The organism is Stenotrophomonas sp. 78350_Sma, assembly GCF_056482105.1.
Genome location: NZ_CM151182.1, coordinates 1,401,928 through 1,417,466, shown reverse-complemented (window position 1 = coordinate 1,417,466; position 15,539 = coordinate 1,401,928). Strand labels below are relative to the sequence as shown.

Annotated in this window: 12 protein-coding genes; 6 read left to right on the top strand and 6 right to left on the bottom strand. The window is 67.3% G+C overall.

The annotated features are described in order from the left end of the window. Positions 1–10: 10 nt before the first annotated feature. The 3 genes from creD to creB all read right to left on the bottom strand — a co-directional run bounded on the left by creD (position 11) and on the right by creB (position 3,601). Complete coding sequence (gene creD / locus ACZK4H_RS06525) at positions 11–1,330, bottom strand: cell envelope integrity protein CreD (RefSeq protein ID WP_099554746.1); 1,320 nt, start codon at positions 1,328–1,330, stop codon at positions 11–13. 81 nt (positions 1,331–1,411) lie between these two features. Continuing rightward, positions 1,412–2,872, bottom strand: coding sequence for a two-component system sensor histidine kinase CreC (gene creC / locus ACZK4H_RS06520; protein ID WP_099554744.1), 1,461 nt, complete (start codon positions 2,870–2,872; stop codon positions 1,412–1,414). A 3-nt stretch (positions 2,873–2,875) separates the two neighbouring features. After that, the gene (gene creB, locus ACZK4H_RS06515) at positions 2,876–3,601 is read right to left on the bottom strand and encodes a two-component system response regulator CreB (protein ID WP_099554742.1); all 726 of its coding nucleotides are present in this window, start codon (positions 3,599–3,601) and stop codon (positions 2,876–2,878) included. A 35-nt stretch (positions 3,602–3,636) separates the two neighbouring features. Here creB and ACZK4H_RS06510 point away from each other — a divergent pair, with 35 nt between their 5' ends. The 4 genes from ACZK4H_RS06510 to ACZK4H_RS06495 all read left to right on the top strand — a co-directional run bounded on the left by ACZK4H_RS06510 (position 3,637) and on the right by ACZK4H_RS06495 (position 9,411). Next, positions 3,637–4,494: a 23S rRNA (adenine(2030)-N(6))-methyltransferase RlmJ gene (locus tag ACZK4H_RS06510; RefSeq protein WP_099554740.1), complete on the top strand. Its 858-nt coding sequence runs from the start codon at positions 3,637–3,639 to the stop codon at positions 4,492–4,494. A 95-nt stretch (positions 4,495–4,589) separates the two neighbouring features. Beyond that, positions 4,590–5,135, top strand: coding sequence for a GNAT family N-acetyltransferase (locus ACZK4H_RS06505; RefSeq protein WP_004150340.1), 546 nt, complete (start codon positions 4,590–4,592; stop codon positions 5,133–5,135). A gap of 149 nt (positions 5,136–5,284) precedes the next feature. Beyond that, entirely contained in the window at positions 5,285–8,749 is a 3,465-nt protein-coding gene (gene mfd / locus ACZK4H_RS06500) for a transcription-repair coupling factor (protein ID WP_099554738.1), read from the top strand. Between the two features lie 44 nt (positions 8,750–8,793). Then, positions 8,794–9,411 carry an HD-GYP domain-containing protein gene (locus ACZK4H_RS06495; RefSeq protein ID WP_099554736.1) on the top strand — a complete coding sequence of 206 codons (618 nt, stop codon included), beginning with the start codon at positions 8,794–8,796 and terminating at the stop codon, positions 9,409–9,411. Between the two features lie 189 nt (positions 9,412–9,600). Here ACZK4H_RS06495 and ACZK4H_RS06490 read toward each other — a convergent pair whose 3' ends face one another. Together ACZK4H_RS06490 and gpmA are read right to left on the bottom strand one after the other, a co-directional pair. Then, positions 9,601–11,694: a M13 family metallopeptidase gene (locus tag ACZK4H_RS06490; protein WP_099554734.1), complete on the bottom strand. Its 2,094-nt coding sequence runs from the start codon at positions 11,692–11,694 to the stop codon at positions 9,601–9,603. A 155-nt stretch (positions 11,695–11,849) separates the two neighbouring features. Continuing rightward, complete coding sequence (gpmA, locus tag ACZK4H_RS06485) at positions 11,850–12,599, bottom strand: 2,3-diphosphoglycerate-dependent phosphoglycerate mutase (RefSeq protein ID WP_033830680.1); 750 nt, start codon at positions 12,597–12,599, stop codon at positions 11,850–11,852. Between the two features lie 94 nt (positions 12,600–12,693). On the opposite strand from gpmA, the gene nfi reads away from it, so the two are divergent. Further along, on the top strand, positions 12,694–13,368 hold the full coding sequence (gene nfi, locus ACZK4H_RS06480) for a deoxyribonuclease V (protein ID WP_099554732.1): 675 nt from the start codon (positions 12,694–12,696) through the stop codon (positions 13,366–13,368). Between the two features lie 38 nt (positions 13,369–13,406). Here nfi and ACZK4H_RS06475 read toward each other — a convergent pair whose 3' ends face one another. Then, on the bottom strand, positions 13,407–14,387 hold the full coding sequence (locus tag ACZK4H_RS06475) for a cation diffusion facilitator family transporter (protein ID WP_099554730.1): 981 nt from the start codon (positions 14,385–14,387) through the stop codon (positions 13,407–13,409). Between the two features lie 221 nt (positions 14,388–14,608). Here ACZK4H_RS06475 and ACZK4H_RS06470 point away from each other — a divergent pair, with 221 nt between their 5' ends. Continuing rightward, the gene (locus ACZK4H_RS06470) at positions 14,609–15,535 is read left to right on the top strand and encodes a hypothetical protein (RefSeq protein ID WP_099554728.1); all 927 of its coding nucleotides are present in this window, start codon (positions 14,609–14,611) and stop codon (positions 15,533–15,535) included. Positions 15,536–15,539: the final 4 nt, after the last annotated feature.

Here is a 15,539-nt window from a genome sequence, read left to right as displayed (position 1 = left end):
GGCGTGCTCCTTACTTCAGTTCTGCGCCAAGCGCGTACCAATCCACCCGGCGGGTCACCCACATCGCCAGCGCCAGGATCACGAACAGCAGCAGCGAACCCATCAGCAGCGCGTTGTTCTCCGACACCAGCAGGCCATACAGCGCGCCGTACAGCACGGTCAGCAGCGCCGCGAAGCCGAGGCCGCGCTTCCAGTGGCCCAGCACATTGGCCAGGTACACCGCCTGCAGGCCGATACAGGCCACGGCCGAAACCAGGTAGGCCTTCCAGAACGCGATGTGCTCGGACAGGCTGATCAGCAGCAGGAAGAAGATCGCCAGCGCCAGGCCCACCATCAGGTACTGCAACGGGTGGATGCGCAGCGACTTGATCAGCTCGAACAAGATGAAGCCCACGAAAGTCAGCAGCACGAACAGCACGCCGTACTTCGAGGCACGATCGGCCTGGGTGTAGGTATCGACCGGATCGACCAGCGACACCGTCACCGCCTGCGATTCGACCGCACCGTCACTGCGCAGCTGGCGCTGTGCGTCGGAGGCCAGCGAGGACACCGCCCAGCGCGCATCGAAGCCCTGCGCATCGACGCGGCGCTCGTTGGGCAGGAACGCACCGCTGAACGACGGATGCGGCCAGCTCGAACGCAGCGCGATGTGGGTGTCATCGCCCACCGGCACCACCGACAGCATGCGGCTGCCATCCAGGCGCAACTCCAGTTCAACGGTGCTGGCAGCCAGCGTGCCGCCCTGATCCGCAGCAAAACCGGCTACCGGTGCATGCAGGCCTCGCCCCACTTCGCTGGCCGCGCCAACGCCCGGCAGCAACCGAAGCTGCTTGCCATCCACGCGCAGGTTCGGCGTACCGACCAGGCCGCGCACATCGGAAATGCCCACCGCCACATACGGCTGGCCATAGCTGCGGCCGGCCTTCACCGGATAATCGTCCGCGGCAAAGGTCGCCTTCAGCTGGCCGTTCCAGCTGTACACCGGCACCTTGAACAAGCCGACTTCGCGCTGGCTCGGCAGCATCTCGCCGCCCACCTCCAGCGACGCCGGCATCTGCAGCCAGTGCCCTTCGGTGACCTGCACCTCGGTCTTCTTGACGCCCAGCGGGTCAACCAGTTCAACCTGCTTGCGTTCCACCCATGGCACCACCCGTACCGGGCCCACCAGCTGCTGTGCACCGGCGCGGCTGTCGGCCACCCGCGAGAAGGCCTCGTCACGGTACGCGCTGCGTTCGTTGATGACCCCGCGGATCATCGTCAGCGGAACCAGCAGCAGCAGGATCAGCCCACCGACAATGGCGAACCTCAGCAGCATCTTCAGGGATTTCATGGTCCATCCTCGTTGGAGAGGGCTGCAGGATGGACCGCCGTGGTGAGCAGGGTTTGTGGCGAATTTGAAGCGAGTGTGAAGTCAGCGGCGCGGGCGCTGGCCCGGCGCACCCAAGGGCAGCCACAGACTGGCCACGGTACCGCCGCCCTCGCGGACGTCGACACTGGCGCGTCCATCGTGCAGGCGCGCGACTTCCTGCACGAACGGCAGGCCCAGGCCGGAACTGCGCCGACCACTGCCCGGGCGGGCCAACGAATAGAAGCGTTCGAACACCCGCTCACGTGCGTAGTCGGGAATGCCTGCACCGCGGTCGGCCACCTGCAGGCGCACGCCCTGCCCGTCCACCTCGGCCTGCAACGCGACCTCCGCGCCGGCCGGGGAGAACGCAATCGCGTTGTCGATCAGGTTGTGCAGCGCCTGCCGCAACAGATAGCCGTCGCCCTGCACCTGCAGGTCGGGCACGCTGCCGATGCGGACCTGCACGCCCGCCGCCTGCGCGCGCACCTGCGCGGCCGCGGCCGCATCGGCCAACAAGGTTGGCAGCGCGATCGGATCACGGGTCTGCAGCCAACCGTGCTGTTCCACTTCAGCCAGTGCCAGCAGCTTGTCGATGGTCTCGGTCAGCCGCTCCTGCTGGTCGACAATGCTGCGTGCGAAATGCACGCGATCGGCTTCGGGCAGCGGCTCCTGCAGCAGCTCGGCAGCACCACGGATGGCCGCCAGCGGGCTTTTCATCTCATGCGTCAGCGACTGCACGTACTGCTCGACGTAGGCCTTGCCCTCCAGCTTGCGGCGCATCGTTTCCAGTGCCTGGCCGAGATCGCCGATCTCGTCGCGACGGCGCCGTGGCGGCGGCACCGGTTCGCCGGCGCTGACCGCGCGTGCATAGCGGCTGAGCTGGCCCAGGCCGGTGGTCAGCCACATCGTCACCAGCACGCCGACCAGCGCCGACAACCCGATCAACCAGGCGCCGCGCTCGATGATGGCGCGCTGGCTGGCGGCGATGAACGGATCGATGCTGCGGTTGGGCTGCGCCAGGCTGAGCACGCCGATCAGGGTGCGCCCATCGACCGGGTCGTACACCGGCGCCGCCACATGCATCACCGTATCGCCCTCTTCGCCAGCGATTTCAGGGCTGGAACGGGCGCCGTACTCACCACGCAGGGTGCGGTAGACGTCGTTCCAGCGCGAGTTGTCGCGCCCCAGGTCGCGGCCCAGCGAGTCGTAGATGACGATGCCCTTGGCGTCGGTGATGGTCACCCGGTAGTCCAGCGAACGCTTCGGGAAACGCCAGACCATCGCCTTCAGGTCGCGCTGCCGCGCCTTGGCCAGGTTGCGGGTGAAGCTGCCGCTGCGGATGGTGCCCGCCTTGACGTCGGCGGCGGCCATCTCGGCCAGCACGTTGGCGGCATCGACCAGGGTCGATTCCATCGCCTGGCGCACACCCGGCTTCACTTCGTTGACGAACACGCGCATCACGAAGAAGGCCGCGATGCCGGTGATCAGGAAGAAGCCCAGGAACAGCTTCAGCACCAGGCGCATCGGCTAGACCTCCAGCGCGTAGCCAAGGCCACGGTGGGTGCGGATCGGGTCGTCGCTGGCACCGGCCGCGCGCAGCTTGGCGCGCAGCGTCTTTACATGGGTATCAACGGTGCGGTCGGCACTGTCGGCGCTGCTGTCCCAGCCACGGTCCATCAGCTGGGCACGGCTGAGAATGGCGCCGGGGCGCTGCAGCAGCGCCTCCAGCAGCGCGTACTCGTAGCGGGTCAGGTCCAGTGCCTGGCCACGGAAGCGGATGCGCCGGCCTTCGCGGTCGATGGCGAAGGTGCCATGTTCCTGCCACCCCGCATCGGCGCTGGGCGCTGCCACGACCGGTGCCGCACGGCGCAGGCGCGCGCGCACCCGCGCCACCAGCTCGCGCGGCGAGAACGGCTTGGTCATGTAGTCATCGGCGCCCAGCTCCAGGCCGAGCACGCGGTCCACTTCGTCGTTGCGGGCGGTCAGGAAGATCACTGGCAGCTGGGCCGCCGGTCCGGGCTGCGCGCGCAGCCGCCGGCACACCTCGAAGCCGCCCAGGTCGGGCAGGCCCACGTCCAGCACCACCACATCGATATCCCCGGCCTGCAGCCGCTGCAGGGCCTCGCCGCCCAGCAGGCAGTGGCTGGCGGCATAGCCCTCACTGCGCAGCGCATAGAGCACGGTTTCGGCGATGGCGGCTTCGTCCTCGACTACCAGGACATGGGCAACGGGAGCTGTCATGGCGCGCAGCATAGCCGCTGCGGCCGCCGCCCCGTACACTGCCGCCCATGAACTATCGCCACGCCTTCCATGCCGGCAACCACGCCGATGTGCTCAAGCACATCGTGCAGCTGGCCCTGATCGACAGCTTCAAGCGCAAGGACAGCCCGTTCTTCGTGCTCGATACCCACGGCGGTGCCGGCCGCTACCTGCTGGCCAGTGAAGAGAGCCGCAAGACCCTCGAGGCCGAATCCGGGATCATGCGGCTGATGGCCCAGCCCAAGCTGCCGGAGGTGGTCGAGCGCTATCTGAAGGCGGTACAGGCCGACAACCCGGTGGGCGCGATGACCAACTACCCGGGCTCACCGCTGCTGAGCGCACAGGCCATGCGTGCGCAGGACCGCATGGCGGTGTGTGAGCTGCAGGAAGCCGAAACGGCCACGCTGAAGGCCCTGTTCGCCCATGACAGCCGCGTCGATGTGCGCCCGGGCGATGGCTATGCCCTGCTGCGCTCGCTGCTGCCGCCGAAGTTCAACGGCAGCAAGATCGGCCGTGGCCTGGTCCTGATCGACCCACCCTACGAGGCCCAGGACGCCGAATACCAGGCTGTTCTGGCCGCCCTGGCCGAAACCCTGGCGCGCTGGCCGCAGGCCACCTGTGCCGTCTGGTTCCCGATCAAGCAGCGCCGCACCATCCTGCATTTCCTGCGCAAGGCCAGCGCCCTGCCAGTGAAATCGGCGATGACGATCGAGTTCCTGGTGCGACCGGACGACTCGCCGCTGCGCCTCAATGGCAGCGGCATGCTGCTGCTCAACCCGCCCTGGCAGTTCGACCGGGTGGTCGGCCCGGCCCTGCCGGCACTGCGCCAGCACCTGGGTGAACCCGGTGCCAGCACCCGCCTGGATTGGCTCAAAGCACCCGAATAACGGCCTTCACGAGGCTGTACCGCCGTGAGCCTTTCGTTCACGGAATGCAGCCCCGGTGATGCCACAATCGATGGACCACCAAGGAATCACCCGGTATGGCCACTCGCAACCGCATGCCGCCCTGGCATGAGATCTTCAAGGCTCCCAGCGGCCACGAGCTGCTGATCCGCCCCATCCGCCCGGAAGATGGCGCACCGCTGCAAGCGGCGTTCAGCCTGTTCGGGCCGGAAGAAATCCGTGATCGTTTCCTGCAGGCGGTGACCGAGCTTTCGCCGGAAACCACCCAGCGCCTGACCCACCCCAATCCCAAGACCGAGATCACCCTGGTCGCAGCCGAATCCCTGCCCGCTGGCGAAGCGGTGGTCGGCGCGGTCGCCCGGGCCTCGATCATCCCCGGTACCCGTGAAGCCGAGTACGCGATCCTGATCAGCCGCTTCCTCATTGGCCAGGGCCTGGGCCGGCAGCTGATGCGCAAGCTGGTGAAGTGGGGCCGCGGCAAGTACCTGGACCGCCTGTACGGCGACGTTGCCGCCGAGAACGAGCCGATGAAGCAGCTGGCCGCCTCGCTGGGCTTCAAGCCGGTGCCGCACCCGACTGGCGCCGAAGGCCTGGTGCGGATGGTGCTGGAGCTGGACAACTGACGGATGCGCCGGGCCCCGCCCGGCGACGCTTTCCGGTAGTGCCGGCCGCTGGCCGGCATTGCGTTACCCCAACGGCACATGAGGCTGCCGGCCAACGGCCGATACGACCCACCGGGCTTCGATCGGGCTTCTGCTAAAATCCGGGGTCCATGTCGCGTACCTCATACCCCGCCCCGCCGCTGCCGCGCGCCGGCCAGCTCCGCGCCTGGTGGCGCGCCCCCGCCTCGCCGACCGCCCTGGCCTGGTACCTGGCCCAGGCCGCGCGTGCGCACGATGCCCCGCTGCTGGTGATCGCCCGTGACAACCACGGCGCCAATCAGCTCGAAGCCGACCTGCAGACCCTGCTGGGCAGCGACCCGTCACTGCCGGTGGTCGCCTTCCCGGACTGGGAAACCCTGCCCTACGACCGCTTCAGCCCGCATCCGGACATCATCTCGCAGCGCCTGGCTGCCCTGCACCGCCTGCCCGCGCTGAAGCGTGGCCTGGTGATCGTGCCGGTGCAGACCCTGCTGCAGCAGCTGGCCCCGCGCAGCTACGTGATCGGTGGCAGCTTCGACCTGAAGGTCGGCCAGCGCCTGGATCTGGAGGCCGAGAAGCGCCGCCTGGAAAGCGCCGGCTACCGCAACGTGCCGCAGGTGATGGACCCGGGCGACTTCGCCGTGCGCGGTGGCCTGCTGGACGTGTACCCGATGGGTGCCGACGAGCCGCTGCGCGTGGAGCTGCTGGACGAAGACATCGACTCGATCCGTGCCTTCGACCCGGAAAGCCAGCGTTCGCTGGACAAGGTCGAGTCCGTGCACATGCTGCCCGGCCGCGAAGTCCCGATGGACGAGGCCAGCATCGCTCGCGTGCTGGCCACGCTGCGCGAGCGCTTCGATGTGGATACCCGGCGCAGCGCGCTGTACCAGGACCTGAAGTCCGGGCTGGCCCCGGCTGGCGTCGAGTACTACCTGCCGCTGTTCTTCGAACGCACCGCAACCCTGTTCGACTACCTGCCCGACGGCAGCCTGCCGGTGGTCTGTGCCGGTGCCGGCGAAGCCGCCGAGGCGTTCTGGGCGCAGACCGGCGAGCGTTACGAACAGCGCCGCCACGACGTCGAACGGCCGCTGCTGCCGCCGTCGGCGCTGTACCTGTCGCCGGAGCTGCTGCGCGAGCGCCTGAACGATGCCCCGCGCATCGAGGTGTGGTCGGCTGACCACGCGCGCATCGCCGATGCCCATGCGTTGGGTGACCAGCCGCTGCCGCCGCTGCCGGTGGCCGCACGCGAGGCCCCCGCTGGCGACGCGCTGAAATCCTTCCTCGGCCACTATCCGGGCCGGGTACTGATTGCCGCCGATTCGCCCGGGCGTCGCGAGGCCCTGCTGGAAGTGCTGCAGGCCGCCGAGCTGAAGCCACCGGTAGTGGCCGACCTGCCCAGCTTCCTCGCCGACGATGCGCGCTTCGCGATCGCGGTGGCGCCGCTGGAGGATGGCTTCGCACTGGACGACCCGCGCATCGCGGTGCTGACCGAGCGCCAGCTGTTCCCCGAGCGCGCCGGCAGCACCCGCCGCACGCGCCGTGCCGGCCGCGAGCCGGAAGCGATCATCCGCGACCTCGGCGAACTGACCGAGGGCGCGCCGATCGTGCACGAGGACCATGGCGTCGGCCGCTACCGTGGCCTGATCGCGATGGACGTCGGCGGCATGCCCGGCGAGTTCCTCGAAATCGAATACGCCAAGGGTGACCGCCTGTACGTGCCGGTCGCCCAGCTGCACCTGATCAGCCGCTACTCCGGTGCTTCAGCGGAAACCGCGCCGCTGCATTCGCTCGGTGGCGAGCAGTGGAGCAAGGCCAAGCGCAAGGCCGCCGAAAAAGTACGCGACGTTGCTGCCGAACTGCTGGAGATCCAGGCCCGGCGCCAGGCACGTGCCGGCCTGGCACTGCAGGTCGACCGCGCGATGTACGAGCCGTTCGCGGCCGGCTTCCCGTTCGAGGAAACCCCGGACCAGTTGGCCGCGATCGATGCCACCCTGCGCGACCTGGCCAGCAGCCAGCCGATGGACCGCGTGGTCTGCGGCGACGTCGGCTTCGGCAAGACCGAGGTGGCCGTGCGTGCGGCATTCGCCGCTGCCAGTGCCGGCAAGCAGGTGGCCGTGCTGGTGCCGACCACGCTGTTGGCCGAGCAGCACTACCGCAACTTCCGCGACCGCTTCGCCGACTATCCGATGAAGGTCGAAGTGCTGTCGCGCTTCAAGACTGCCAAGGAAATCAAGGCCGAACTGGAGAAGGTGGCCGCCGGCACCATCGACGTCATCGTCGGCACCCATCGCCTGCTGCAGCCGGACGTGAAGTTCAAGGACCTGGGCATGGTCATCGTCGACGAGGAGCAGCGTTTCGGCGTGCGCCAGAAGGAAGCCCTGAAGGCGCTGCGCGCCAACGTGCACCTGCTGACGCTGACCGCCACGCCGATCCCGCGCACCTTGAACATGGCCATGGCCGGCCTGCGCGACCTGTCGATCATCGCCACGCCGCCGCCGAACCGGCTGGCGGTGCAGACCTTCATCACCCAGTGGGACAACGCGCTGCTGCGCGAAGCCTTCCAGCGCGAGCTCGCTCGCGGTGGCCAGCTGTACTTCCTGCACAACGACGTGGAAAGCATCGGCCGCATGCAGCGCGAGCTGTCCGAGCTGGTGCCCGAGGCACGCATTGGCGTCGCCCACGGGCAGATGCCCGAGCGCGAGCTGGAAAAGGTGATGCTGGATTTCCAGAAGCAGCGCTTCAACGTACTGCTGTCGACCACGATCATCGAGTCGGGCATCGACATCCCCAACGCCAACACCATCATCATCAACCGCGCCGACCGCTTCGGCCTGGCCCAGCTGCACCAGCTGCGTGGCCGTGTCGGTCGTTCGCACCACCGCGCCTACGCCTACCTGGTCGCGCCCGACCGCCGCTCGATCACTCCGGACGCCGAAAAGCGCCTGGAAGCCATCGCGTCGATGGACGAGCTCGGTGCCGGCTTCACCCTGGCCACGCACGATCTGGAGATCCGCGGTGCCGGTGAACTGCTCGGCGAGGACCAGAGCGGGCAGATGGCCGAGGTCGGCTTCAGCCTCTACACCGAGCTGCTGGAACGCGCGGTGCGCAGCATCAAGCAGGGCAAGCTGCCCGACCTGGATGCCGGCGAGGAAGTGCGCGGCGCCGAAGTCGAGCTGCATGTACCGGCACTGATCCCGGAAGACTACCTGCCGGACGTGCACACCCGCCTGACCCTGTACAAGCGCATTTCCAGCGCGCGCGACAGCGATGCGCTTCGCGAGCTGCAGGTGGAGATGATCGATCGTTTCGGCCTGCTGCCGGATGCAGCCAAGCATCTGTTCGCCATCGCCGAGCTGAAGCTGAAAGCCAACACGCTGGGCATCCGCAAGCTGGACCTGGGCGAAAACGGCGGCCGCATCGTGTTCGAGTCCAAGCCGAACATCGATCCGATGGCGGTGATCCAGCTGATCCAGAAACAACCGAACCTCTACGCCATGGAAGGGCCCGACAAGCTGCGCATCAAGCACCCGCTGCCGTTGCCGGAAGACCGCTTCAACGCGGCCCGCGCCCTTCTGACCACCCTCGCCCCGGGTTGATCGCCCCCGAACACCCCGCACCGGTCCCCACCCGGTGCGGGCGGATGACCATGTTCCCTGACGCCGTACCCGCCCCCGACCTGCTGCACGCGCAGGCCTGCCTGATCGATGCCCTCTCGATGTCGCTGCAGATGCGCGACGCTTACACCCGCCACCATTGCGACCGCGTTGGCCTGCTCGCGCAGCGCCTGGCCACGCACTGCGATCTCGATCACGATGCCTGTTCGCAGATCGGCCTGGCCGCGCGCTTCCACGACATCGGCAAGATCGGCATTCCCGACGATGTACTGCTGACACCGCGCCGGCATACCGACGAAGAACGCGCGATCATGCGCGAGCATCCGGTGCGCGGCGAACACATCTTCCTCGCCACCGGCCGCAGCGACGCGGCACCGGTCGCACGCCTGATCCGCGCCCATCACGAGGCCTTCGATGGCAGCGGCTATCCCGATGGCCTGCGTGGCGAGAGCATTCCGCTGGGCTCACGCATCGTCACCGTTGCGGATGCCTACGATGCCATGACCAGCGTACGCCCCTACCGCGCGGCGATGGAACGCGAGACTGCGTTGCGCATCATCGACGAGCAGTCCGGCGGACTGATCGATCCCTACGTGCTGCAGCGCTTCCATCGCATGCTGGCACGGGAACCGGAGCTGGCCTGACTGATGCTCTGGCCGGCTCGTCGGTAGAGTCGACTGCTAGTCGACTGCTCTTCGTACCGATCGCGAAAACCCCGCGCTGCGCGCGATAGTCGACTAGCGGTCGACTCTACCGATCCGGCGCCACCGGGTCGACAAACAAAAGGCCCGGCGTTCGCCGGGCCTTTCGCATCACGCATCACGTGCGATCGATTACCAGATCACCACGCGCTTGTCGTCGGCACGCACCATCGCGTCGCCGGCCTTGCACTGGAATGCAGCGGCATAGGAGGGCATGTTCGACGGTGCACCGTTGGCACGGAAGTTGGCCGGCGCATGCGGGTCGGTGTTCAGGCGGACGCGCAGCTCACCGTCGGTGAAGTTGCGGCGCCACACTGTGGCCCAGTTCATGAAGAAGCGCTGGTCCTGGCTGTGGCCATCGACCTCGACATTCGCCTTCGGATCTTCCTTCAGCGCCATCTGCAGCGCGTCGTAGGCCACGGTCAGGCCGCCCAGATCACCGATGTTCTCGCCCAGAGTCAGCTTGCCCTTGACGAACACGCCCGGCACCGACTCATAGCCATCGAACTGTGCGACCAGCTGGTCGGTACGCTCGGTGAAGGCCTTGCGGTCGGCGTCGGTCCACCAGTTGTCGAAGTTGCCGTTGGCGGCGAACTGGCTGCCCGAGTCGTCGTAGCCGTGCATCATCTCGTGGCCGATGACCGCACCGATGCCGCCGTAGTTCAACGCCGGATCGGCCTTGGCGTCGAAGAACGGCGCCTGCAGGATCGCCGCCGGGAACACGATCTCGTTCTTGGTGGCGTTGTAGTACGCGTTGACGGTCTGCGGGGTCATGCCCCACTCGGTCTTGTCCACCGGCTTGCCGATCTTGTCCAGCATGTAGCGGTAGTTGAACGCACGTGCCGCCTGCATGTTGCCCAGGTAGCTGTCACCGTTGGTCTGCAGGCCGGTCCACTCACGCCACTTGTCCGGGTAACCGATCTTCGGGGTGAAACTGGCCCACTTTTCCAGTGCCTTCTTCTTGGTTTCTTCGCCCATCCACGGCAGCTGCTCCAGGCGCGCCTTCAGCGCCACCGAGAGGTTCTCCACCAGGTGCTGCATGGCCACCTTGGACTCGGCCGGGAACACGGCGTCGACGTACAGCTGGCCCAGGGCTTCACCCATGCCACCGTTGACCGACTCCAGCACGCGCTTCCAACGCGGCTGCATCTCCTGCTGGCCGCGCAGGGTCTTGCCGAAGAACTCGAAGTTGGCCTTCTCGAACTGGCTGCTCAGGTAGGGCGAGGCGTCGTCGATGGTGTGGAAGCGCAGGTAGGCCTGCCAGGTGCTGGCCGGCACATCGGCGAGCATCTTGTCCATTTCACCGAAGAAGCCCGGCTGCGCCAGCGAGAACTTCTGCGCGGCCGGCACCTTCAGGGTGTCAAACAGCGCGGTCCAGCTGAAGTTCGGGGTCAACTTGTCGGCGTCGGCGGCGCTGAGCGGGTTGTAGCGCTTGGCCGGGTCACGCATTTCGATGCGCGACATCGAGGCCTTGGCCAGGCGGGTTTCGAAGGCCATCACGGCCTTGGCCTGCTCGGCGGCCTGTGCCGCGTCCACGCCGGACAGGGTCAGCACCTGTGCGATGTAGGCCACGTAGGCGTCGCGGATCCTGGCCTGCGCATCGTCGAAGTAGTAGCCCTTCTCCGGCAGGCCCAGGCCGCCCTGGCCGACGTAGGCGATGACGTTGGCCGAATCCTTGTAGTCGGCATTGGCGAACAGCGAGAACAGCACGCCCTTGCCCTCGGCCTGGCTGTCGCGCAGGTACTGGGTGATAGCGGCGGTGTCGTTCAGCGCGGTGATCTTGTCCAGCTGCGGCTGCAGCGGCGCCAGGCCGGCGGCTTCGATCTTGGCTTCGTCGTTGCCGGTCTTCCAGATGTCACCGATCTTGGCTTCCACCGAGCCGGCCTTGGCCTGGCTGGCGGCGGCCTGCTGGACCAGCGCGTGCTGCACTTCCAGCGAGCGCTCGCGCAGGATCTCGAAGCTGCCCCAGGTGGTCTGGTCGCCCGGCACCGGATTGGCCTTCAGCCACTTGCTGTTGACGAAGCCATTGAGGTCGGTACAGGCCGAGATGGCCGGATCCAGATCGGCACTGTTGAGGCTGATCAGCGCGGTCTTGATCTGCGACTGGTCGAAGGCCGGCTTGGCGTCGGCGCTGGCGGCCGGTGCAGTTTCATTCTTGCCACAGGCGGCCAGCGAGGCAGCGATGGCGAGGGTCAGGCCCAGCGGGACCAGGTTGCGGACGTTCATGAGGCTCTCCTGCGGGTAATTTCACAGGGTAGCCGGGGAGGCCTGCGGTGGGACCGGCCAAAGGTCACAGGGGGAACGCCCGTGGCCGCAATCGGGCACGTGCGGACCGTTGGTCCGCACAACCCGCCAGAGCAATACCCACCAGCGGTGGGTATCTACCGCGCCTTGCCCTGGTTGGCTACGGCTTCAGCAGCCTTGCGCGCCGCTTCCGGGTCACCCAGGTAGCGGAACGACTGCACGGTCAGATCATCGTTCAGTTCGAACAGCAGCGGGATGCCGGTCGGGATGTTCAGCTCGAGGATTTCCTCGCGCGAGACATTGTTGAGGTACTTGTATAGCGCGCGCAGCGAGTTGCCGTGGGCGGTGACCAGCACGGTCTTGCCGTCCTTCAGCTGCGGCGCGATGGCGTCGTGCCAGTACGGCAGCACGCGGTCCAGGGTGGTGGCCAGAGATTCGGTGCCCGGCAGCGCGTTGCGGTCCAGGCCGGCGTAGCGGCGGTCATGGATCGGGTGGCCCGGATCTTCCAGGTCCATGGCCGGCGGCGGGATGTCGTACGAACGACGCCACACCTTGACCTGGTCCTCGCCGTGCTTGGCGGCGGTCTCGGCCTTGTCCAGGCCCTGCAGGCCGCCGTAGTGGCGCTCGTTGAGGCGCCAGGACTTGTTCACCGGCAGCCAGTCCTGCTCCAGCTCGGCCAGCGCCCCCTGCAGGGTGTGGATGGCGCGCTTGAGCACGGAGGTGTGGGCAACGTCGAACTGCAGGCCTTCCTCGCGCATCAGGCGACCGGCGGCGGCCGCTTCCCGGCGCCCCTGCTCGGTCAGGTCGACATCGACCCAGCCGGTGAAGCGGTTGTCCAGGTTCCACTGGCTCTGGCCATGGCGCAACAGTACGAGTTTACGGGTCACTGCAGGGTCTCCAACGCGAGGAAAGGCAGGCGGCCATTGTAGCCCCGGGCGCCACTCACCGGGCCGTGGCACCGCGCATGCGATGCTGCGGCCAATGAATACGGTGATCGACCCCGGGCGCTGGGAAGGCAGCGTCGCCGCCGCCCGCGAGCAGCAGATCCGGCTGGCTGGCCGCGTGGAGCGCCAGGACCGCCTGCCGCGCAACGTGCGCTGGCTGGCCGGGCTGGATGTCGGCTTCGAAGACAACGGCGCCATCACCCGCGCCGCGGCGGTGCTGCTGGATGCAAAGACGCTGCAGCCCGTAGCGCAGGAAATCGCGCGGATTCCTACGGTGATGCCTTACATCCCCGGCCTGCTCAGCTTCCGCGAACTGCCGGCACTGCTGGCCGCGCTGGCGCTGCTGCCGCGCACGCCGGACCTGGTGTTCGTCGACGGCCACGGCATCAGCCATCCACGCCGGTTGGGCGTGGCCGCGCATCTGGGTGTGGTGACCGACCTGCCGAGCATCGGCGTGGCCAAGTCGAAACTGGTGGGCCGGTTCGTCGAACCGGGCGCCGAGGCCGGTGCGCATACGCCGCTGCAGGATGGTGATGAACAACTTGGCTGGGTGCTGCGCAGCAAGCTGCGCTGCAAGCCTCTGTTCGTGGCCGGCGGCCATCGGGTCAGTGCTGATACCGCGCTGGACTGGGTGCAACGCACGCTGCGTGGCTACCGGCTGCCGGAGCCGACCCGGCTGGCGGATCGGCTGGCCTCGCGACGGGACGAATGACCGCACCGGGCATTCCCCGGTGCGGCCTTCATTTTCATTCAACGATGCACGTGACCGCGATGGCCCTGCGCGTCCTCGCCGTGGTCGTGGCCCTCATGGCCTTCGTGCTCGCCGCCCTTGGCCGGCGCCGGCTCACCACAGGCTTCGCCGCAGTGGTCCGCTTCGAGCTGCAGTGTCACGTGCTCGATGCCGAAGTCATCGTGCAGGCGCCCGCCCAGCTCACGGCGCAGCGCATCGGCATCGGTGCCGTCGCGCATCACAATGTGCGCGGTCAGCGCCGGGGTGCTGGAGGCCAGCGCCCATACATGCAGGTCATGCACGTCCAGCACCGCAGCGTGGCCGGACAGGCTGTCACGCACCTTGGCCACGTCCATGCCCTTGGGCACGCCTTCCAGCAGCACGTTGATCGCCTCTCGCATCAGTACGTAGGTGCGCGGCAGCACCCACAGGCCGATCAGTACCGCCAGGATCGGATCGATCGGCTTCCAGCCGGTCCACTTGATCAACAGCGCGCCAGCAATCACTGCCACCGAGCCGAGCATGTCCGCCCACACTTCCAGGTAGGCGCCCTTCACGTTGAGGCTCTCGCCGCTGCCGGCCTGCAGCAGGCGCATCGAGATCAGGTTGATGACCAGGCCCGCCGCCGCGATCACCAGCATGCCCGACGAGGCAATCTCCTGCGGTTCACGGAAACGCCCAATGGCTTCCCACAGGATGTAGCCGGCAACCACGAACAGCATCGCGCCGTTGATCATCGCGCCCAGCGCTTCCAGGCGCGCATAGCCGTAGGTGCGACGCGCGTCCGGCGGGCGCCGGCTCAGCCGCACCGCGACCAGCGCGATCATCAATGCCAGAGCATCGGTGGCCATGTGCGCCGCATCGGACAACAGCGCCAGGCTGTTGGTCCAGAACGCGCCCACCACTTCGACGACGAGGAAGGTGGAGGTCAGGCCGAGCGCCCACCACAAGGGTTTCTCGTGGCGGATCTCGGATGGCAGGTGATCGTGGTCGTGGCCCATGGCAACAGCTCCTTTGCGATGGAGGCAGGCTACGCCGGCGGCCGTGGGGAAACTATCACGGTGTTTATAACATTGCAGACTGCACGCCGCGGCTCGCCGCAGCTTGCGCCCGTGCCGGGCCACACTATGATGGCCGCATCCCCTCTGGATGGGGAACGGGCAGCCGGATCGCTTCGGCGTTGCTGCCCGCAATGGACACCCAAGCACAAGGAATCCGGAACATGTGGACTACCAAGACCCCCTGGGTCGCCGTCGCCGTGGCTTGCGCGCTGGGCACGGCCGCAAGCGCCTCGGCCAAGACCTGCCAGCAGAACTTCCAGGCGGTAGGCGACCCCCGCAATGGCCAGTTCTTCACCTCCGAGGTCACCCTTCCCGGCCTGAAGCCCCGCAGTGCGCTGGGCCAGCTGCGCAAGGCAGCGCTTGATGAGGGCAACAACTTCGTCAGCGGTGACGTCATCACCGAGACCGAAGGCCAGATGTACGTGCTGCAGACCGACACCAAGATGCCACTGGTCAGCATCATCACCGCCTCCAATGGTGGCAACGTGGTGGTCGGCACCAAGCTGTCGCGCGGGCAGACCGCCAAGGAAGAGGACGCACGCAGCGCGCTGTGTGGCTGGCTGGACAAGCTCAAGACCGGCCCCGAAGGCGAGGCGATCGCCGAAGCCGTGCGTGTTTCCAGCGGTTTCGACAAGCCGATCCAGGCCACCGCGGTCGGCATGTCCACCGAAATGGGCAAGGACTCCAAGCGGCTGCAGCGGGAAATCAACACCGCACCGCTCAGGGCGCTGTTCTCCGGCACCAGCACCCCGCCGGATACCGATGCGATGTACCAGCCGTTGCTCGTCAAGTATTTCGGCCGTCGTTTCGTCATCGATGGCCAGGTCTACACCGCCCAAGCCAACCGCTTTGCCAAGACCTTCGAGGTGGGCTATCTGGTCACCAGGATGAAGGGCATCGGTGGCATCGGCGGGCGCCAGTCGAACGACGACAACAACGCCAACTTCACCGTGCACTGTGCCCTGGCCCCGGATCAGATGGCACTGGGCGCCACCCTGCGCGAGAACGACTGGGTGAAACTGGAAGGCGTGGTCGACAAGATGGACACCGGTGGCGTCCACCTGCGCGATTGCCGGCAGGTGAAGTAACCCC